The 18,310-nt window shown below is 69.3% G+C and carries 19 protein-coding genes; 3 read left to right on the forward strand and 16 right to left on the reverse strand.

Annotated features, from left to right (window positions below; all coding sequences use genetic code 11):
* Nucleotides 1–36: 36 nt before the first annotated feature.
* Nucleotides 37–2,043 (reverse strand): ethylmalonyl-CoA mutase, encoded by a 2,007-nt coding sequence (locus MED01_RS22395; protein WP_238670526.1) that lies wholly within the window; start codon nt 2,041–2,043, stop codon nt 37–39.
* Nucleotides 2,044–2,194: 151 nt separating this feature from the next.
* Between MED01_RS22395 and MED01_RS22400 the strand changes: the two genes are divergently transcribed.
* Both MED01_RS22400 and MED01_RS22405 read left to right on the forward strand, forming a co-directional pair.
* Nucleotides 2,195–3,046, forward strand: coding sequence for an ABC transporter ATP-binding protein (locus tag MED01_RS22400; protein ID WP_238670527.1), 852 nt, complete (start codon nt 2,195–2,197; stop codon nt 3,044–3,046).
* Nucleotides 3,043–3,888, forward strand: coding sequence for an ABC transporter permease (locus tag MED01_RS22405; RefSeq protein WP_238670528.1), 846 nt, complete (start codon nt 3,043–3,045; stop codon nt 3,886–3,888). Before MED01_RS22400 ends, MED01_RS22405 begins: the two co-directional genes overlap by 4 nt.
* Before the next feature lie 40 nt (nt 3,889–3,928).
* Here the strand turns inward: MED01_RS22405 and MED01_RS22410 are convergent, their stop codons facing one another.
* Together MED01_RS22410 and murA are read right to left on the reverse strand one after the other, a co-directional pair.
* Nucleotides 3,929–4,777: a 3-hydroxyacyl-CoA dehydrogenase family protein gene (locus MED01_RS22410; RefSeq protein ID WP_124773549.1), complete on the reverse strand. Its 849-nt coding sequence runs from the start codon at nt 4,775–4,777 to the stop codon at nt 3,929–3,931.
* Nucleotides 4,778–4,856: 79 nt separating this feature from the next.
* A complete protein-coding gene (gene murA, locus MED01_RS22415) occupies nt 4,857–6,299 on the reverse strand; it encodes a UDP-N-acetylglucosamine 1-carboxyvinyltransferase (protein ID WP_238670529.1) in 1,443 nt (480 codons plus the stop codon).
* Between murA and MED01_RS22420 the strand changes: the two genes are divergently transcribed.
* Entirely contained in the window at nt 6,298–6,870 is a 573-nt protein-coding gene (locus MED01_RS22420) for a cob(I)yrinic acid a,c-diamide adenosyltransferase (protein WP_238670530.1), read from the forward strand. The genes murA and MED01_RS22420 overlap by 2 nt on opposite strands.
* A 419-nt stretch (nt 6,871–7,289) precedes the next feature.
* On the opposite strand, the gene MED01_RS22425 is transcribed toward MED01_RS22420, so the two are convergent.
* The 13 genes from MED01_RS22425 to glyA form a co-directional block, all read right to left on the reverse strand.
* A complete protein-coding gene (locus tag MED01_RS22425) occupies nt 7,290–7,745 on the reverse strand; it encodes a DUF2550 domain-containing protein (RefSeq protein WP_124857610.1) in 456 nt (151 codons plus the stop codon).
* Nucleotides 7,746–7,757: 12 nt separating this feature from the next.
* Nucleotides 7,758–8,039: a F0F1 ATP synthase subunit epsilon gene (locus tag MED01_RS22430; protein ID WP_030333186.1), complete on the reverse strand. Its 282-nt coding sequence runs from the start codon at nt 8,037–8,039 to the stop codon at nt 7,758–7,760.
* A gap of 88 nt (nt 8,040–8,127) precedes the next feature.
* A complete protein-coding gene (locus tag MED01_RS22435; RefSeq protein ID WP_238670531.1) occupies nt 8,128–9,270 on the reverse strand; it encodes an LCP family protein in 1,143 nt (380 codons plus the stop codon).
* A 223-nt stretch (nt 9,271–9,493) separates the two neighbouring features.
* Nucleotides 9,494–10,930: a F0F1 ATP synthase subunit beta gene (gene atpD / locus MED01_RS22440; RefSeq protein ID WP_238670532.1), complete on the reverse strand. Its 1,437-nt coding sequence runs from the start codon at nt 10,928–10,930 to the stop codon at nt 9,494–9,496.
* Nucleotides 10,930–11,859: a F0F1 ATP synthase subunit gamma gene (locus MED01_RS22445; RefSeq protein WP_238670533.1), complete on the reverse strand. Its 930-nt coding sequence runs from the start codon at nt 11,857–11,859 to the stop codon at nt 10,930–10,932. Before MED01_RS22445 ends, atpD begins: the two co-directional genes overlap by 1 nt.
* A 4-nt stretch (nt 11,860–11,863) precedes the next feature.
* Nucleotides 11,864–13,516 carry a F0F1 ATP synthase subunit alpha gene (atpA, locus tag MED01_RS22450; RefSeq protein ID WP_238670534.1) on the reverse strand — a complete coding sequence of 551 codons (1,653 nt, stop codon included), beginning with the start codon at nt 13,514–13,516 and terminating at the stop codon, nt 11,864–11,866.
* 140 nt (nt 13,517–13,656) lie between these two features.
* Nucleotides 13,657–14,478, reverse strand: a complete 822-nt coding sequence (locus tag MED01_RS22455; protein ID WP_238670535.1) for a F0F1 ATP synthase subunit delta — start codon at nt 14,476–14,478, stop codon at nt 13,657–13,659.
* Nucleotides 14,478–15,017: a F0F1 ATP synthase subunit B gene (locus MED01_RS22460; RefSeq protein ID WP_091406472.1), complete on the reverse strand. Its 540-nt coding sequence runs from the start codon at nt 15,015–15,017 to the stop codon at nt 14,478–14,480. Before MED01_RS22460 ends, MED01_RS22455 begins: the two co-directional genes overlap by 1 nt.
* A gap of 32 nt (nt 15,018–15,049) precedes the next feature.
* On the reverse strand, nt 15,050–15,277 hold the full coding sequence (locus MED01_RS22465) for an ATP synthase F0 subunit C (RefSeq protein WP_074314047.1): 228 nt from the start codon (nt 15,275–15,277) through the stop codon (nt 15,050–15,052).
* Between the two features lie 63 nt (nt 15,278–15,340).
* Nucleotides 15,341–16,138, reverse strand: coding sequence for a F0F1 ATP synthase subunit A (gene atpB, locus MED01_RS22470; RefSeq protein ID WP_091405892.1), 798 nt, complete (start codon nt 16,136–16,138; stop codon nt 15,341–15,343).
* Between the two features lie 11 nt (nt 16,139–16,149).
* Complete coding sequence (locus MED01_RS22475) at nt 16,150–16,386, reverse strand: AtpZ/AtpI family protein (RefSeq protein ID WP_091405894.1); 237 nt, start codon at nt 16,384–16,386, stop codon at nt 16,150–16,152.
* A 181-nt stretch (nt 16,387–16,567) separates the two neighbouring features.
* Nucleotides 16,568–16,993, reverse strand: coding sequence for a hypothetical protein (locus MED01_RS22480; protein WP_238670536.1), 426 nt, complete (start codon nt 16,991–16,993; stop codon nt 16,568–16,570).
* Nucleotides 16,986–18,275, reverse strand: coding sequence for a serine hydroxymethyltransferase (gene glyA / locus MED01_RS22485; RefSeq protein WP_308193537.1), 1,290 nt, complete (start codon nt 18,273–18,275; stop codon nt 16,986–16,988). The genes MED01_RS22480 and glyA overlap by 8 nt, the downstream gene beginning before the upstream one ends.
* Nucleotides 18,276–18,310 lie beyond the last annotated feature (35 nt).

The following is an 18,310-nucleotide window of genomic DNA, read 5'->3' on the forward strand; positions in this document are numbered from 1 at the left end:
CCACACCCGCCGCCGACCTGCCGGAACAGCCTTCGATCACGGCAGGTCGTTGGCGTGACGGATGACAGTCACCAGGTCGTCGATGATGCCGGTGAGGGCGAAGTCCTTCGGGGTGAAGACCCGGGCGACCCCGGCCGCCCGGAGGGTGTCCGCGTCACTGGCCGGGATGATGCCGCCCACCACCACCGGCAGGTCCGCCCGGCCGGCGGCGCGCAGCCCGTCGAGCACCGCGGGCACGGCGGCCAGGTGCGACCCGGAGAGCACTGAGAGCCCGACCAGGTCGACGTCCTCCTCCACGGCGGCGGCGACGATCTGCCCCGCGGTCAACCGGATGCCCTGGTAGACGACCTCGAAGCCGGCGTCGCGGGCCCGTACCGCGATCTGCTCCGCGCCGTTGGAGTGCCCGTCCAGGCCGGGTTTGCCGACCAGCAGCCGCAGCCGGCCGCTGCCCAACTCCCGCGCGGTGGCGGTGACCCGCTCGCGGACCGCCGCGAGTCCCGGCTCCCCGCCGCCGCCGGTGGCACCGGCCAGGCCGGTCGGCGCCCGGTACTCGCCGAAGACCTGGCGCAGCGCGCCGGCCCACTCGCCGGTGGTCACCCCGGCCCGCACGCACTCCACTGTGGCCGGCATCAGGTTGGTGCTGGTCGCGGCGTCCGCGCGCAGCCGGGCCAGCGCCGCGTCGACGACGGCCGCGTCCCGGTCGGCCCGCCACCGGCGTACGCCGTCCACGGCGGCCGCCTCGACGGCGGGATCGACCTGCTCGACGGCGTCCGCGCCGGCGGCGGTCAGCGGGGAGGGTTCGGTCTCGGTGTACCGGTTGACCCCGACCACCACGTCGGCACCGGACTCCATCCGCCGACGGCGCTCGGCCAGCGACGCGACCAGCGCGCTCTTGAGGTAGCCGGTTTCCACCGCGGCGACGACGCCGCCCAGCTCCAGCACCTTGTCCAGCTCGACCCGCGCCCCGGTGACGACCTCGTCCACCAGCGCGGTCATCACGTGCGAGCCCGCGAACAGGTCGGGGTATTCGAGCAGGTCCGACTCGTACGCCAGGACCTGCTGCATCCGCAGCGACCACTGCTGGTCCCAGGGGCGGGGCAGGCCGAGCGCCTCGTTCCAGGCGGGCAGTTGGACCGCGCGGGCCCGGGCGTCGCGGGACATCGTCACGCCGAGCATCTCCAGCACGATGCGCTGGATGTTGTTCTCCGGCTGCGCCTCGGTGAGGCCGAGAGAGTTGACCTGTACGCCGTAGCGGAACCGCCGTTGTCTGGCGTCGGTCACCCCGTACCGGTCCCGGGTGATGTCGTCCCAGAGCACGCCGAACGCGCGCATCTTGGCGATCTCCTCGACGAAGCGCACCCCGGCGTTGACGAAGAACGAGATCCGCTGGACCACGTCGCCCATCCGTTCGGCGGGCACCTGACCGGAGTCACGGACCGCGTCGAGCACGGCGACCGCGGTGGCCAGGGCGAAGCCGACCTCCTGCACTGGCGTGGCGCCGGCCTCCTGGAGGTGGTACGAGCAGATGTTCACGGGGTTCCACCGGGGCATCTCACGCAACGTGTACGCCACCACGTCGGCGGTGAGCCGCAGCGAGGCGGCCGGCGGAAAGATGTAGGTGCCCCGGGACAGGTACTCCTTGATGATGTCGTTCTGGGTGGTGCCGGCGCAGCGGGTCAGGTCGGCGCCCTGCTCCAGCCCGACGGTGCCGTACAGGGCGAGCAGCCACATCGCCGGGGCGTTGATGGTCATCGAGGTGTTCGTGTCGGCGAGGGGGAGACCGTCGAAGAGCGCCCGCATGTCGCCGAGGTGGGTCACCGGCACGCCGACCCGTCCGACCTCACCGGCGGCGAGTTCGTGGTCCGGGTCGTACCCGGTCTGGGTGGGCAGGTCGAAGGCGACCGACAGGCCGGTCTGCCCCTTCGCCAGGTTGCGGCGGAAGAGGGCGTTGGTCGCCGCGGCCGACGAGTGGCCGGCGTAGGTGCGCATCACCCACGGGCGGTCCCGCTCGGGCAGCCGCCCCGGGAATGCCGTCTCATCCATGGCCGGAGTCTAAGTTACCGTTCAGTAAAAGGAGCTGTGGAAAACCACACAGGTCCATGTCGGGGACGTCCGGGTGTCAAGTTCCCGCAGTGGCGCGGAACGCCACACCCCGGGCACCACGCAGGGCGGGTCAGGACGCACACTGGACGGCATGGATGACGAGCTGGCCATCTCCGTCCGAGGGCTGCGCAAGGCGTACGGCGACAACGCAGCGGTGGCGGGCGTGGATCTCGACGTGCGCCGTGGCGAGGTGTTCGCGTTGCTCGGCCCGAACGGCGCCGGCAAGACCACCACGGTGGAGATCCTTGAGGGGTACCGACACCGGGATGCCGGCGAGGTCTCAGTGCTCGGCACGGACCCGGCCCACACGGACGCCGAGTGGCGTTCCCGGGTCGGCATCGTGCTCCAGGGCACCGGCGAGTTCGACGAGCTGACGGTGGCCGAGGTGGTTCGGCACTTCTCTGGCTTCTACCTCGACGCCGACGACCCGGCGAAGGTGATCGAGCGGGTCGGGCTGGCCGGCAAGGCGAAGGCCCGCACACACACCCTCTCCGGCGGGCAGAAGCGCCGCCTGGACGTGGCACTGGGCATCGTCGGCCGGCCGGAGCTGCTCTTCCTCGACGAGCCGACCACCGGCTTCGACCCGGAGGCGCGTCGCGAGTTCTGGGAGCTGATCCGCGACCTGGCCGCCGCCGGCACCACAATCGTGCTCACCACCCACTACCTGGACGAGGCGGAAGCGCTCGCCGACCGGGTCGGCGTGATCGCCGGCGGCCGGCTGGTCGAGGTGGCCGCCCCGAACCGGCTGGGCAATCGGCAGGACGCCCTCGCGACGGTCTCCTGGCGTACCCCCGAAGGGACGCTGGAAAGTGCGCAGAGCGCGACGCCAACGGCCTTCGTGGCCGACCTGGCGGCGCGCCACGGCGGCGAGGTCCCCGGGCTCACGGTGACCCGGCCGACCCTGGAGGACGTCTACCTCACCATGATCGGACACGCGCGATGACGACTACGACGAAGCCGGCGACGCCGGTCACCGCGACTCGCGGGCGGAGGCCGGGGGCCGGCGCGCTCGCCCTGCGCCAGGGCCGGCTGGAGATCACCCAGTTCCTGCGCAGCCGGGAGTCGGTGGTCTTCACCATGGGCTTCCCGATCATCATGATCCTGATCTTCGCGTCGATCTTCCATGGGACGATCGGCGGTGGGGTGAAGTTCACGCAGTACTTCATCACCGGCATGATCGCGACCGGCCTGATGACTGTGAGCTTCCAGAACCTCGGCATCTGGATCCCGGTCGAGCGGGACCGGGGCGTGCTCAAGCGCTACCGGGGCACGCCGATGCCGAAGTGGGTCTGGTTCGCCGGCAAGGTGATCATGGTGGTGGTGATCGGCATCGCCGAGACGGCGCTGCTGCTGGCCTTCGCGGTGGCGCTGTTCGACCTCGACCTGCCGGGCACCGCCGGGAAGTGGCTCACCTTCGGCTGGGTCGCCGTGCTCGGGGTGATCGCGTGCACCCTGTGCGGCATCGCCATCTCGTCGGTGGCCAGCACCGCCCGCAGCGGCTCGGCGGTGGTCACCCCGGTGTCCCTGATCCTTCAGTTCATCTCCGGGGTGTTCTTCGTCTTCACCGACCTGCCCACCTGGATGCAGCAGGTGGCGGCGCTGTTCCCGCTCAAGTGGATGTGCCAGGGGCTCCGGTCGGTCTTCCTGCCGGAGAGCTTCGGAGCCCAGGAACCGGGCGGCTCGTTCGAGCTGGGCCGGGTGGCGGTGGTGCTGGCTCTCTGGTGCGTGATCGGTGCGGTGGTCTGCCTGACCACCTTCCGCTGGACCACCAAGCGCGACGGCTGAGCGGCCGGCCGGGGCGGGTGCCCGCCCCGGCCGCCACCACTCAGTACGTGTAGAAGCCCTTGCCGGTCTTGCGGCCCAGGTCACCGGCGGTGACCATCCGCTGGAGCAGCTCCGGCGGGAAGAACTTCTCGTCGGCGGTGTCGGTGTAGATGTTCTTCGAGGCGTGCAGCAGCACGTCCACCCCGGTCAGGTCGGTGGTGGCCAGCGGGCCCATCGCGTGCCCGAAGCCCAGCCGGCAGGCGGTGTCCAGGTCCTCCGCGGACACCACGCCGGACTCGACCAGCTTGACCGCCTCCATCACCAGGGCGGAGATCAGCCGGGTGGTGACGAAGCCGGCGATGTCCCGGTTCACCACCACGACCGTCTTGCCGATCTCCTCGGCGAAGACCCGCGCGGTGTCCAGCGTGGCGTCGCTGGTCTTGTAACCGCGTACCAGCTCGCAGAGCTGCATCATCGGCACCGGGGAGAAGAAGTGCGTGCCGACGACAGCCTCGGGCCGCTCGGTCACCGCGGCGATCTGGGTGACCGGGATCGCCGACGTGTTGGTGGCGAGCACCGCGTCCGACTTGCAGATCTTGTCCAGGGCGCGGAACACCTCGTGCTTGATCTCCAGGCGCTCGAATACCGCCTCGACCACGATGTCCGCGTCCGCCGCCGCCTCCAGGTCGGTGGTCGGGGTGATCCGAGCCAGCGTCGCCTCGACCTCGGACGCCTCGATCTTGCCCTTCTCGGCGAACTTCTCCAGTGACTTCCGAATACCGCCCAGACCCCGGGTGGTGGCCGCGTCGTCCAGGTCGCGCAGCGTCACCTGCCAGCCCGCCTGCGCCGCCACCTGGGCGATGCCGGAACCCATCAACCCGGCCCCGACGACCGCGAGTCGACCCGCCATCTGCTTCTCCCTCGCTGCGATTGAGTGCCTGCCTGCACCCTAGTCGGCGAGACTGAACGATGACTAAGTGGCGGGGGCGTCAGATCTCCAGTGCCGGCTCCTCCGGCGTGGTGCCCCGCTCGACAGCCACCCCGAGCGCACGTAGGTCGGCAACGAAGTCCGGGTAGCCCCGGTCGACGTGGTGCACGTGGGAGACCTCGGTGACCCCCTGCGCGCAGAGCCCGGCAATGATCAGCCCCGCGCCGGCCCGGATGTCGGTGGCCCGCACCGGGGCACCGGAGAGCCGGCCTCGTCCCCGGACCACCGCGTGATGCCCGTCGGTCTTGATGTCCGCGCCGAGCCGCATCATCTCGTTGGCGAACATGAACCGGCCGTCGAAGATGTTCTCGGTGATCAGGGAGGCACCGTCGCTGACGGCCGCCAGCCCGATCGCCATCGGCAGCAGGTCGGTGGCGAAGCCGGGGTACGGCAGCGTCACCACGTCCACCGCCCGTGGTCGCTCGTCCATCCGTACACGGAAGCCGTCTCCCCGGGTCTCCACCAGCCCGCCTGCGGCCACCACCTTGTCCAGGGCGACCTCCAGGAAGGCCGGGTCCAGCCCGGTCACCGTCACGTCGCCCCGGGTCATCGCGGCGCCGAACGCCCAGGTGCCGGCGACGATCCGGTCCCCCACCGTCGCGTGGCGCACCGGACGCAGACCAGGCACACCGGTGATCCGCAACGTGGACGTGCCCGCGCCGACGATGCGCGCGCCCATCTGCTTGAGCATCGTGCAGATGTCGACGATCTCCGGCTCCCGGGCCGCGTTGTCGATCATCGTGGTGCCCTGGGCCAGTACCGCCGCCATCACCAGGTTCTCGGTCGCGCCGACGCTGGGGAAATCCAGCACGATGTCAGCGCCACGCAGACCGTGCGGGGCGGAGGCGATGACGAACCCGTGCTCACCGGAGATCTCCGCGCCCATCCGGGTCAGCCCGGAGATGTGCATGTCCAACCCCCGCGACCCGATCGCGTCGCCGCCGGGATGGGCCACCCGCACGTACCCTCGGCGGGCCAGCAAAGGGCCGAGCACGCAGATCGACGCGCGCAACCGTCGGACCAGGTCGTAGTCGGCCTCCGCGCCCGGCTGCTCGGGCACGTCGATCGTCACCGACCGGGACCGGGCCACGCCGCCCCTGGCGACCATCGGGTCGACCGGGTCGTCGGCGTCGAACTGGACGTCGCAGCCCAGCCGACGCAGCACCTCCCCCATGATCGCGATGTCGGTGATCCGGGGGACGTTGGTGATCACGCTGCGGCCCGGCGCGAGCAGCGCGGCGGCCATCAACTTCAACGCCGAGTTCTTGGCACCGACAACGTGCACGGTGCCGGACAGTCGGGCGTCACCGCGTACCCGGATGACGTCGACATCGTTGACCGCCGAATCGCCGGCGTCGCCGGGGCCCACCACCACCGGCCAGCCGGCGGTGCTGTCCGGCCGCGCCGGGATCGTCAGGTCGGGAATCCGTAGGCTGTGCGTCATGGCCGTCCACCTCACGCGCATCTACACAAAGGCCGGCGACGCCGGCATGACCAGGCTGAGCAACAACGAGCAGGTGCCGAAGACCGATCCACGGATCGCCGCGTACGCGGATGTCGACGAGTGCAACGCGGCGATCGGCGTCGCGCTCGCGCTGGGAGACCTCGACGAGGAGCTTCGCGGCGTGCTGGGGTCGGTGCAGAACGACCTGTTCGACGTCGGCGCCGACCTGGCCACCCCGGTCGAGCCGGAGCCGAAGTACCCGCCGCTGCGGGTGACCGAGGAGTACGTCGAGCGCCTGGAGGGCTGGTGCGACGAGTACAACGCACGCCTGAGCAAGCTCGACTCCTTCATCCTCCCCGGCGGCACCGCAGGTGCGGCGCTGCTGCACGTGGCGCGGACCGTCGCCCGGCGTGCCGAACGGGCAGCGTGGGCGCTGGTGAGCCACGATCCGGAACGAACCAGCACGCTCCCGGCAAAGTATCTCAACCGGCTCTCCGATCTGCTGTTTATCCTGTCAAGAACGGCAAATCCGGCAGGGGACGTGCTATGGGTGCCGGGCGGCAAGCGCTGAACGTCGGGCGCTCCGCACCACGTCAAGGTCTGGGTTCCCACTCTGCCGGCCACCACGCGTAGCCAGGGCCGACTCGTCGGCGAGCCACGCCGACCAGCGCCTAGATCGACTCCGGTTTCTTGATGTCGGGGCATCCCAGCCACCAGAACACCCCGACATCAAGAAAGCCGAGTCGATCAGCCCACCCGACGCGCTCGCCGAGCAGGCCGGCTCGCGGCGCGCACTGCGGAGGCGGGACTCAGCCGCACCGGTACGGCAGGTGATCAAGGCCGCGTCGGACCGACGCACAGCGACAACGAGGGGTTTCCGGGGAAGCCCGCCCGGCGCAGGGATCAAGCCTGACCGCCCGGAGCCGGGCGGGCTCCCCCGGAAACCACAAGAGCGACCACGAACGCCACCAGCAACCACCGAAGAGCCGATCAGGCAGCAGGCCAGTCCTGGGAGGCCATACGCGGCGAGACCGCCCCCGGAGGGGCGGCCTCGAGCCAGGAGAGAAAACCGGTGACCGTCGATCGCGCCATGGCGATCTCCACCGGTGCGTGGTGACTGGTACAGCGGAGAATCACCCAGTCGGCCGGCATGGAGAACCGCTCCTGACCTTCGGGCAACCGGCGGCGCTCCACTGCCAACCCCTTGCGGGAGAGCACCCGCTTGGGCCGGATCGCGAAGCTGAACATCCGGTACCAGCGCAGCTCGTCACCGGCGAACCGGCCGAAGCCGGGCGACCAGCCGCGGCCGTCGAGCATGGTGGAGACCCGGACGCTGAGCCGGATGATGCCACCGCTGCGGGTGACCAGAGCTCGCCGGACGAAGAGGATCAGTAGCGCGCCGAGGATGACGACAACGCCGATTCCGAATCCTTCGACGATCTCCATCCCCGGTGTGGCTCAGCGGCTCTGCGCGGAGACCGGGGTTGCGCTCTCGGCCAGCACTGTGACACCGTCGGCGCTCACCGAGAGGAAGCCGCCGGCCACCTCGTAGGCGACCTGCTCACCGCCGGCGAGCTTGATGCGTACCTGGCCGGGCTCGGCGAGCTGGCCGAGTAGCGGCGCGTGCCCCGGCAGGACACCGAGCTCGCCTTCGGTCGTCCGGGCGACGACCATCTCGGCGTCACCGGACCAGACCTTCTCCTCGACGGCGACGAGCTCGACGTGAAGCTGCTGTGCCACGCTGTCTCCTTGCTGCGGCTACGGATTGCCGAAAGTCTAGCCTGACGACGCGGCGCGCCCAACGCGGGTGGGGACAACGCCGCCCTGACTACTTGGCCTTGTTCACGAATTCCGGGTGCTCCAGCAGGAACGGGTCCAGTTGTTCGTTGTGCAGGGCGGTGAAAAAGTCCGGGACCCCCTCCTGGAACTGTTCGCCCAGGTATTTCTTGCCGTCGAAGACCCCACCACCGGGCAGCTTGATCATCTCGATGGTGTTCGGACGGATGTCCTTCAGGGCGAGCCCGAAGTCGACAACACTGTTGCCCCGACCGCTGAAGATCAGCGACTGACCGGCGGCGCGGAGCACCTTGTCCAGCTTGATCGGGTTGGACACCACATCGGCGCTGAAGGCCTGGCCGACCATGGCCTTGACGAACTGCTGCTGGTGGCGTTGCCGGCCGTAGTCGGAATCCGGAACGCCGTTCTTCGGGTAGCGCTGCCGGACGTAGTCCAACGCCTGCCACCCACTCAGGTGCTGGTTGCCCTTCTTGTAGAGCGCCTGCGGGCCGACGTAGCCCTCACCGCGGGTGTTGCCCGGCCGCGGCTTGCCGTCCGGCTGCTTGTGCTCTGACTTCACGTCGCGCTCGATGTACATGTCGACTCCACCCATGGCGTCGACGATCTTCTGGAAGCCGGTGAAGTTGATGATCGCGCCCGCGTCGAAGCGCTTGATGCCGGTCACCTTCTGCACGGTGGTGGCCAGCAGCTCGAACCCGCTTGCCGCGTCGGGGTTGGCCCCCGGCACCCTGCTGCCGAACGACATGGCGGCGTTGATCTTCGTGGTCTCGCCCGGGAAGTTGGCCCTCTTGAACTCCGGAATGTGCACGTAGAGGTCACGTGGCAGCGAGAACAGGTAGGCCCGGTCCATCGAGGCGGGCACGTGCAGCACCATGATCGAGTCGGCCAGCGGCGCGGCCGTCGGCGTACGCGGGTCGATGCCGACGAGCAGGATGTTGAGCGGGCCCTTGATGTCGCTCTTCTTCGCCTGGGCGCCCGCGGCCTGGTCGCCGAAGAGGTCTGCCTTGCCGACGGACCCCTCGTAGCGGGCCATCAGCACCTCGGTGCCGACCAGCACGGCGCCGCTGAGCACGGCCAGCACGGTGCCGAACACAGTGCAGATCCTGGCCCACCGCGGCACACCTCGCCAGATGGACCGCTTGCGGCCACGCTTGCCGGCCTCACCCACGAGCATCTCCGTTCGTTACGCCCACGACGAGGAAGACGGGCGCACGTCGCCGAAAGGTTGCAAAGATCAACGCTCGTTCAGGTGAGCGCGGAACGAACCGTAGCTCGGGAGCCTCCAAAGTGACGACCACGAGTAACGGACCGCGACGATGGTAGGACGCGAACATGAACAAAAGACTGCCCCGGCATTGCCGGGGCAGTCTTTTTGCTACAGATCGGACGAGGGCTGGTCAGCCCTTCATCAGCTCCTCAGCCTTCTTCTCAAGGTCCTCGAGGCCGCCGCACATGAAGAACGCCTGCTCGGGGAAGTGATCGTACTCACCCTCGCTGATCTTCCGGAACGCCTCGATGGTCTCCTTGATCGGGACCGTCGAGCCCGGTACGCCGGTGAACTGCTCCGCCGCGTAGGTGTTCTGCGACAGGAAGCGCTCGATCCGCCGGGCGCGAGCCACGGTGATCTTGTCTTCCTCGGAGAGCTCCTCGATACCGAGGATGGCGATGATGTCCTGCAGGTCCTTGTAGCGCTGCAGGATCCGCTTCACCTCGGTGGCCACCTGGAAGTGCTCGGCGCCGACGAACTCCGGGGCGAGGATCCGGGACGAGGACGCCAGCGGGTCCACGGCCGGGTAGATGCCCTTGTCGGAGATCGACCGCTCCAGGTTGGTGGTCGCGTCCAGGTGGGCGAACGTGGTGGCCGGGGCGGGGTCGGTGTAGTCGTCCGCCGGCACGTAGATCGCCTGCATGGAGGTGATGGCCTGGCCCCGGACGGAGGTGATCCGCTCCTGGAGCTCGCCCATCTCGTCGGCCAGGGTCGGCTGGTAACCCACGGCGCTCGGCATACGGCCGAGCAGGGTGGAGACCTCCGAGCCGGCCTGCGTGAAGCGGAAGATGTTGTCGATGAAGAGCAGCACCTCCTGCTTCTTCACGTCCCGGAAGTACTCCGCCATGGTCAGCGCGGAGAGCGCCACCCGCAGCCGGGTGCCCGGCGGCTCGTCCATCTGGCCGTAGACCAGCGCGGTCTTGTCGATGACGCCGGACTCGGTCATCTCGGCGATGAGGTCGTTGCCCTCACGGGTGCGCTCACCCACGCCGGCGAAGACCGAGGTACCACCGAAGTTGCGGGCAACCCGGGTGATCATCTCCTGGATGAGCACCGTCTTGCCCACACCCGCGCCGCCGAACAGGCCGATCTTGCCGCCCTTGACGTACGGGGCGAGCAGGTCGATGACCTTGATGCCGGTCTCCAGCATCTCGGTCTTCGGCTCCAGGTCCGCGAAGGCCGGGGCCTTGCGGTGGATACCCCAGTGGTCGTCCGGGGTCAGGGTCTCGCCCTCTTTGAGGTTGAGCACCTCGCCGATCGCGTTGAACACGTGGCCCTTGACGGCGTCGCCCACCGGAACGGTGATCGGCTTACCGCGGTCGCGCACCTCCGCGCCGCGGACCAGGCCGTCCGTCGGCTGCATCGAGATGGCACGGACCAGGTTGTCACCCAGGTGCTGGGCAACCTCCAGGGTCAGCGTCTTCTCACCGCCGGACAGGTTCACCGTCACGTTCAGGGCGTTGAACAGGGCCGGCATGGCGTCGCGCGGGAACTCGGCGTCGACGACCGGGCCGATGACCCGGACCACGCGACCCGTGGCCGTCTTGGTCTCTACTGGTGCAGTCATCACACTTCACTTCCCGACGCGGCCAGCGCGTTGGCGCCGCCGACGATCTCGCTGATCTCCTGGGTGATCCCGGCCTGGCGAGCCGAGTTCATCTCACGCGTGTACTTCTCGATCATGTCTTCGGCGTTGTCGGTGGCGCTCTTCATCGCCCGCCGCCGTGCCGCCGACTCACTCGCCGCCGACTCGATCAACGCCGCGTAGATCCGCGTGTTGATGTACCTCGGCAGGAGCGCGTCGAGCAGCGCCTCCGCCTCCGGCTCGAACTCGTACGCCGGCAGCAGCCCCTCGGAGCGCGGCCGGTCCTCCACCTGCATCGGACCAATGATCTTGGTGACCGGGTTCTGCGTCATCAGCGAGTGGAACTCGGTGTAGACGATGTGCAACTCGTCGACGCCGAGCACCCCGTCCGCGCCTGCACCGCCGTCGACATCGTCCGCGCCGGCCGTGAACGCCTTGATCAGCGTCTCACCCACAGTGCGGGCGTCCTCGAACGAGGGCTGCTCGCTGAAGCCCGTCCAGTTGGCCTCGATCGGCCGGTTGCGGAACCGGTAGAACCCGACGCCCTTACGCCCGATGACGTAGAGCACCGGCTCCTTGCCGTCCGCCTTGAGCCGCGCGATCAGCGACTCCGCCATCTTGATCGCGTTGGCGCTGTAGCCGCCGGCCAGGCCACGGTCGCTGGTGACCAACAGGACGCCCGCCCGGCGCACCCGCTCGCGCGGGGTGAGCAGCGGGTGGTCGATCCGCGCGTTGGACGCCAGCGCCGTGAGCACGCCGGTGATGGCCTGGGCGTACGGCAGGGACGCCTGCACCCGGGCCTGGGCCTTGGCGATCCGGCTCGTCGCCACGAGCTCCATCGCCTTGGTGATCTTCTTCATCGACTTCGCCGAGCGGATCCGTTGACGAAGAACGCGTACCTGGGCCGCCATGGGATCAGCTCTCGGCCGGGCGGTCGGTCGCGCCGTCGCGGAAGCGGGTCACCGTCTCGCGGTTCTCCTCGCCCTCCAGCGGCGCGGCCGGCGCGTCGTTGACCTTGCGCTCGTCGTCCTTGCCGAGGAAGACCTGCTTGAACTCGCTGATCGCGTTGTCCAGCGAGCCGACGATGTCGTCGCCCCACTGGTTGTCGGCGATCCCGGCCAGCACACCCGCGTGCTTGTGCCGCAGGTACTGGAGGAACTCCGACTCGAAGCGCCGGACCTCACCCACCGGGATGTCGTCCAGCTTGCCCTCGGTGCCGGCCCAGACCGAGACGACCTCTTCCTGCACCGGGTACGGCGAGTAGTTCGGCTGCTTGAGCAGCTCGACCAGCCGGACACCGCGGTCCAGCTGTGCCCGGGAGGCCTTGTCCAGGTCGGAGGCGAAGGCGGCGAACGCCTCCAGCTCGCGGTACTGGGCCAGGTTGAGACGCAGCGAACCGGCGACCTTACGCATCGGCTTCACCTGCGCGGCGCCACCGACCCGGGAGACCGAGGTACCGACGTTGATCGCCGGACGGACGCCCTGGTTGAACAGGTCGGTCTCCAGGAAGATCTGGCCGTCGGTGATCGAGATGACGTTGGTCGGGATGAAGGCCGAGATGTCGTTGGCCTTCGTCTCGATGATCGGCAGACCGGTCATCGAGCCGCCACCCAGCTCGTCGGAGAGCTTCGCGCAACGCTCCAGCAGACGCGAGTGCAGGTAGAAGACGTCGCCCGGGTACGCCTCACGGCCCGGCGGGCGACGCAGCAGCAGCGACACGGCCCGGTACGCCTCGGCCTGCTTGCTCAGGTCGTCGAAGACGATCAGGACGTGCTTGCCGCCGTACATCCAGTGCTGCCCGATGGACGAGCCGGTGTACGGGGCGATGTACTTGAAGCCGGCCGGGTCGGACGCCGGGGAGGCCACGATGGTGGTGTACTCCATCGCGCCCGCCTCCTCCAACTGCCCCTTGATGGAGGCGATGGTGGAGGCCTTCTGGCCGATGGCGACGTAGATGCAGCGAACCTGCTTCTTCGGGTCGCCGGTGCGCCAGTTGTCCCGCTGGTTGAGGATGGCGTCCAGGGCGACAGTGGTCTTGCCGGTCTTCCGGTCGCCGATGATCAGCTGCCGCTGGCCCCGACCGATCGGGGTCATCGCGTCGATCGCCTTGATGCCGGTCTGCAGCGGCTCGAACACCGACTGCCGGGACATCACGTTCGGAGCCTGCAGCTCCAGCTCGCGGTAGCCCTCGTCGGCGATGTCGCCGAGGCCGTCGATCGGTTGGCCGAGCGCGTTGACCACGCGGCCGAGGAAGGCATCGCCGACGGGCACGGAGAGCACCCGGTCGGTGCGCTTGACCCGCTGCCCCTCCTCCAGCTTGGCGGAGTCACCGAGGACGACGACGCCGATCTCCCGGACGTCGAGGTTCAACGCCACGCCGAGCGTGCCGTCCTCGAACTCCAGGAGCTCGTTGGTCTTGGTCGAGGGCAGGCCCTCGACGTGGGCGATACCGTCGCCGGTGTCGGCGACGGTGCCGACCTCCTCGCGGGAGACGTCGGACGAGTAAGAGGAGACGTAGCGCTCCAGGGCGCCGCGAATCTCCTCCGTCGAGATGGTCAGCTCGGCCATCCTCTGCTTCCTTAAAATTCAGGGGCCCGGGATACCTAGTACCAACCGGTCCGAATGGCGTCTGTCAATCCGGGCGCTGGGCGGCGGATCCGCCCCGATGCTGGGCGACACACCGCCCCAACACGGGGCGGTGCAGCCGATCAGCGCTTCGCGAGCGCGTTGCGGGTCTCGTTGAGGCGGCGCAGGATGGTGCCGTCGTACAGGTCGGAACCGACCCGGACGCTCACGCCACCGAGGACGGCGGGGTCGACCGTCTGCTTGACGGAGACCTCCCGACCGTATATCGCGGTGAGGCTCGCACCCAGCCGACGCTCGTCCTCGTCACTCAACGGGGCCGCGACGGTCACGTACGCCACCTGCCGGTCACGCCGTTCGGCGGCGAGCTCGACCAGCCGGGTGAGCGCCCCGGTGAAGGAACGTCCCCCGAACCCGCCGAGCGCGACCTCGACGAGGCGGACGGTGACCGGAAGGGCCTTGTCGGCGAGCAGCTCGCGGGCCAGGGTGGTCCGCTGCTCGACCGGGGCGACCGGGTCGGCGAGCGCGTTGCTCAGCGCCGACTGACCGGTCACGACCTGGCCGAAGCGGAACAGCTCGTCCTCGACCTCGCCCAGCTCGCCGGCGGAGTCGGCGCTGGCCAGCAGCGCCTCCACGCCGAGGCGCTCGGTGCCGTCGAGTAGCTCCGACGGTGCCGACCACCGGCCGGAGACCAGCGACACGAGCAGGTCGAGCGCGTCAGCGCCGATCCGCCCGCCCAGCATGTCGCCGAGCAGAGCGCCGCGATCCGCACCGGACCGGGCCGGGTCGGAGAGCGCCCGGCGCAGCCGCGGCTCGCGCCGCAGCAGGGTCGCCACGGAGAGGATGGCGTCGGCGGTGGAGGCCACCGCCGACGGCTCCGCGCCGCGGACGTACGCGTCGAGGCGCTCGGCCCCGGCCTTGTACGACTCCCGGCTGGCGGCCTGCATCAGCGGGCCCCCGTGCTCTCGAGACCGCTCAGGAACCGGTCGACGGTGCCCTTGCGCCGCGCCTCGTCGGCCAGCGACTCGCCAACGATCTTGCTGGCCAGGTCCACCGCGATCGTGCCGACCTCCGCGCGCAGCTCGCGCACGATGGTGGCCCGCTCGGCGGCGAGCGCGTCCTTGCCCGCCTGGATGACCCGGTCGGACTCTTCCCGCGCCTTGGCGAGGATGTCCTGCCGGATGCCCTCGGCGTCGGCCCGCGCGTCGTCACGGATCTTGGCGGCGTCGGTCCGGGCCTCAGCGAGCTGGGCACGGTACTGCTCGAGCAGCTGGTTCGCCTCGGCCTGGGCGGCCTCGGCGCGCTTGATGCCGCCCTCGATCGCGTCGACCCGAGCCTGGAACGTCTGCTCCATACGCGGGAAGACGAACTTCATCAGCACGAAGCAGAGCACGGCGAAGGCGACCGTGCCGACCACGATCTCTTGCCAGATCGGAATGATCGGGTTGTGCTCTGACTCACCACCCTCGGCGGCGAGGAGGAACAACATGGGTGACCTCCCGGTCGGAAGGGGCGGAATCAGCCGGCCCAGATGAAGCCGAAGGCGATGCCGAACAGCGCGAGCGCCTCGATGACGGCGAAGCCGATCCAGACGTACGGCAGGGTCATGCGCGACGACTCGGGCTGCCGGGCGGTCGACTGGATGTAGGCGGCGAAGACCAGGCCAACGCCGATGCCCGGGCCGATGGCCGCGAGGCCGTAGCCGATGGCGGCGGTGCTGCCCTCTACCGCGGCGACGTAATCCATTAGTGGTTCCTCCTGGTTATCACGCGTGACTCTCACGCGGGACGACAACGGTTGGTGCGTGGATCAGTGCTCTTCGGCGAGCGCACCCTGGATGTAGCTGGCGCTCAGCACGGTGAAGACGTAGGCCTGCAGGACGATGACCAGCGCCTCGAGGAGGGTCAGCGCCACGGTCATCACCCAGGAGACCACCGAGATCGGCGCCAGCCAGGCGTTGGCGTTGAGCATCGCGAAGCCGCCGAGCGTGAAGACCAGCAGGAGCATGTGGCCGGCGAACATGTTGGCGAAGAGACGAACGGCCAGCGAGAACGGCCGGATGATGAAGGTCGAGAACGCCTCGATCGGGATCAGCAGCGGCAGGATGTACCACGGTGCCGGCGGGATCAGGGCGTGCTTGAAGTATTTGCCGAAGCCGTGGTGCCGGATGCCGATGTAGTTGAACAGCACGTAGCTGATAACCGCGAGGATCGCCGGGAAGGCGATGTGCGAGTTCGGCGAGATCTGGAACAACGGAATGATCGCGAACGCGTTCGTCAGCAACACGAAGCAGAACAGCGTCGTGAAGTAGGGAGCGAACCGCACGCCCTGGTGACCGATCATGTCGACCGAGATGTTGTTCCGGACGAAGCCGTAGATCGACTCGGCGAACCACTGCTTCTTGGTCGGCACCAACTTCGGGTTCCGGTACGTCGCCAGGAAGAAGATGATCAGAACGCCGACCGCGATCCAGATCATCAGCGTGAACTTGGTGAACCACGGAGCGTTCTCCACACCCCAGGGCGCGATCGCGGGCAGGTAGAAGTCGTCCACACTGGGTGGGAATGCCGCCTGGCCCGCTGCCAGAACGTTCGCCTGTCCGAACACCGTGTCCCTTCCTAAGTAGGCGTGCCGAGCCGACGGACGACGAGGATGATCCCCCCGGTCACGCCGAGCACGACGCCGATGCCGGTGGCGACGCCACCGGTATCGAGCCACTGGTCGACCAGCCAGCCGATGAAACCCCACACGAGCATTCCTCCGATGAGGTAGCTGAGCGCGGTCCAACCCTGACCGGCGCCGGACGGATAATCGTCCGGTTCACCGGCGGGACGGGGGGTTTGGTCACCAGCCATGACGGGGCGAACGATATCAGCCGGGAAGACGAGGCTGTGCCTCACCCCCCGCACAACCGTCGTTGTGTGGGCTTCTCGTGGGCGCCGTCGTCTGTGGGCACGCTACTCCCCTTCCGCCCGTCGGAAAATGACCGGAGGCCGACACATTGCGGCGCGTCCGCTGGTTGGGACGACCGCCAGGTCAGCCGCGGGGCCGGCGAGCGTGCACCGCGGTCAGCCACCAGAGGTGTACCGCTGTCCACACTGCCACCCCGGCGACGATGCCAAGGCAGAGAGGGATCAAACCGGGCCAACCGGTCGACGCCACAGCCACCAGCACCACACCCAGCAGGCTGAACTTCAGCACGTACAGGCCCACCCCGAGCGGCAGCAGCAACTGCGGGTTGACCTGGTCGGCCCGGGCCAGCACCACAGTGGTGAGGGTGTAGCTGAGCACCGTGACGCCCACGCCGGCCGCCGCGCCGAGCGCGGCCGTGACGCCGCCGGTCACACCGCCCACCACCGCGGCGACAACGGCGAGCGCCGCCGACGCCCCGAGCAACACCGGCAGGTGCCGCAGCCGCCACCGCCGGTCGGTGCCCGGCTCGACCACCCCGGGCTCAGCCACGGGGGTACGCCGGGAACGCCGCTACCAGCTCGGACACCTCGGCACCCAGCCGGATCAGCTCGTCGGCCCCGCCCGGGGCGCCGGGATCGGTGCGCACCGCACGGGCGATCAGGGTCGCCACCTGGCGCAGCTCCCCCTCGCGCATCCCCTGAGTGGTGACGCTCGGGGTGCCCACCCGGATGCCGGAGGCCACCATCGGCGGCTGCGGATCGTACGGAATGGCGTTCTTGTTCAGGGTGATCGACGCGGCGTCGCAGCGTCGCTCGGCCTCGATGCCGGTCACCCCCAGCTCCCGCAGGTCGATCAGTGCGAGATGGGTGTCGGTGCCACCGGACACCGGGCGCATCCCCTCGTCGGCCAGCCCGGCGGCGAGCGCCTGGGCGTTGCTGACTACCTGCCGGGCGTACGTCTGGAACTCCGGCTGGGCGGCCTCGCGCAACGCCACCGCCTTGGCCGCGACAGCGTGCATCAGCGGTCCGCCCTGGGTGAACGGGAAGACCGCCTTGTCGATCCGCTGGGCCAGCGACTCACGGCACAGGATCATGCCGCCGCGCGGACCGCGCAGCACCTTGTGGGTGGTGGCGCAGACGACATCGGCGTACGGCACCGGGGACGGGATCGCCCGGCCGGCGACCAAGCCGATGAAGTGCGCCGCGTCCACCATCAGGTACGCGCCGACCTCGTCGGCGATCTCCCGGAACCGCGCGAAGTCGATCAGACGCGGGTACGCGGTGGCCCCACAGATGATCAGCTTGGGTCGGTGCGCCCGCGCCAGGTCCCGTACCTCGTCGTAGTCGATCTGCTCGGTGTCCGGCCGGACCGGGTAGCCGACCGGGTGGAACCACTTGCCGGAGAAGTTCACCCGGCTGCCGTGGGTGAGGTGCCCGCCGTGCGGCAGGTCCATCGCCAGCACCGTGTCCCCCGGCTGCACCAACGCGGCGTACGCGGCCAGGTTGGCGCTCGCCCCGGAGTGCGGCTGGAGGTTGGCGTGCTCGGCCCCGAACAGCTCCTTGGCCCGGGCGATGCCGATCTCCTCGGCCCGGTCCACCTCGGCGCAGCCGCCGTAGTAGCGCCGGCCCGGGTAACCCTCGGCGTACTTGTTGGTCAGCGTCGAGCCGAGCGCGGCCAGCACCGCCGGCGAGGTCAGGTTCTCGCTGGCGATGAGTTGCAAGCCGCCGCGCAACCGGTCCAGCTCGCCGAGGACCACAGCGGCGATCTCCGGATCAGTGGCCCTGAGCTGCGCGAAATCCGGCCCCCAGAAGGTGCTCGTCTCGGTCTCCACAGCGAACGAGTCTAGGGGGCCGCAGACTGGGACCT

Source organism: Micromonospora alfalfae, assembly GCF_022230925.1.
GTDB lineage: Bacteria > Actinomycetota > Actinomycetes > Mycobacteriales > Micromonosporaceae > Micromonospora > Micromonospora alfalfae.

Excerpts from the sequence above, each read along its gene's own strand:
- murA (WP_238670529.1), bottom strand. The coding sequence starts at position 6,299 with ATGACGCACAGCCTACGGATTCCCGACCTGACGATCCCGGCGCGGCCG.
- MED01_RS22420 (WP_238670530.1), top strand. The coding sequence starts at position 6,298 with ATGGCCGTCCACCTCACGCGCATCTACACAAAGGCCGGCGACGCCGGC.
- MED01_RS22395 (WP_238670526.1), bottom strand. The coding sequence starts at position 2,043 with ATGGATGAGACGGCATTCCCGGGGCGGCTGCCCGAGCGGGACCGCCCG.
- atpD (WP_238670532.1), bottom strand. The coding sequence starts at position 10,930 with ATGACTGCACCAGTAGAGACCAAGACGGCCACGGGTCGCGTGGTCCGG.
- MED01_RS22400 (WP_238670527.1), top strand. The coding sequence starts at position 2,195 with ATGGATGACGAGCTGGCCATCTCCGTCCGAGGGCTGCGCAAGGCGTAC.
- MED01_RS22425 (WP_124857610.1), bottom strand. The coding sequence starts at position 7,745 with ATGGAGATCGTCGAAGGATTCGGAATCGGCGTTGTCGTCATCCTCGGC.
- atpA (WP_238670534.1), bottom strand. The coding sequence starts at position 13,516 with ATGGCCGAGCTGACCATCTCGACGGAGGAGATTCGCGGCGCCCTGGAG.
- MED01_RS22445 (WP_238670533.1), bottom strand. The coding sequence starts at position 11,859 with ATGGCGGCCCAGGTACGCGTTCTTCGTCAACGGATCCGCTCGGCGAAG.
- MED01_RS22455 (WP_238670535.1), bottom strand. The coding sequence starts at position 14,478 with ATGCAGGCCGCCAGCCGGGAGTCGTACAAGGCCGGGGCCGAGCGCCTC.
- MED01_RS22405 (WP_238670528.1), top strand. The coding sequence starts at position 3,043 with ATGACGACTACGACGAAGCCGGCGACGCCGGTCACCGCGACTCGCGGG.
- MED01_RS22475 (WP_091405894.1), bottom strand. The coding sequence starts at position 16,386 with ATGGCTGGTGACCAAACCCCCCGTCCCGCCGGTGAACCGGACGATTAT.
- MED01_RS22410 (WP_124773549.1), bottom strand. The coding sequence starts at position 4,777 with ATGGCGGGTCGACTCGCGGTCGTCGGGGCCGGGTTGATGGGTTCCGGC.
- MED01_RS22465 (WP_074314047.1), bottom strand. The coding sequence starts at position 15,277 with ATGGATTACGTCGCCGCGGTAGAGGGCAGCACCGCCGCCATCGGCTAC.
- MED01_RS22435 (WP_238670531.1), bottom strand. The coding sequence starts at position 9,270 with ATGCTCGTGGGTGAGGCCGGCAAGCGTGGCCGCAAGCGGTCCATCTGG.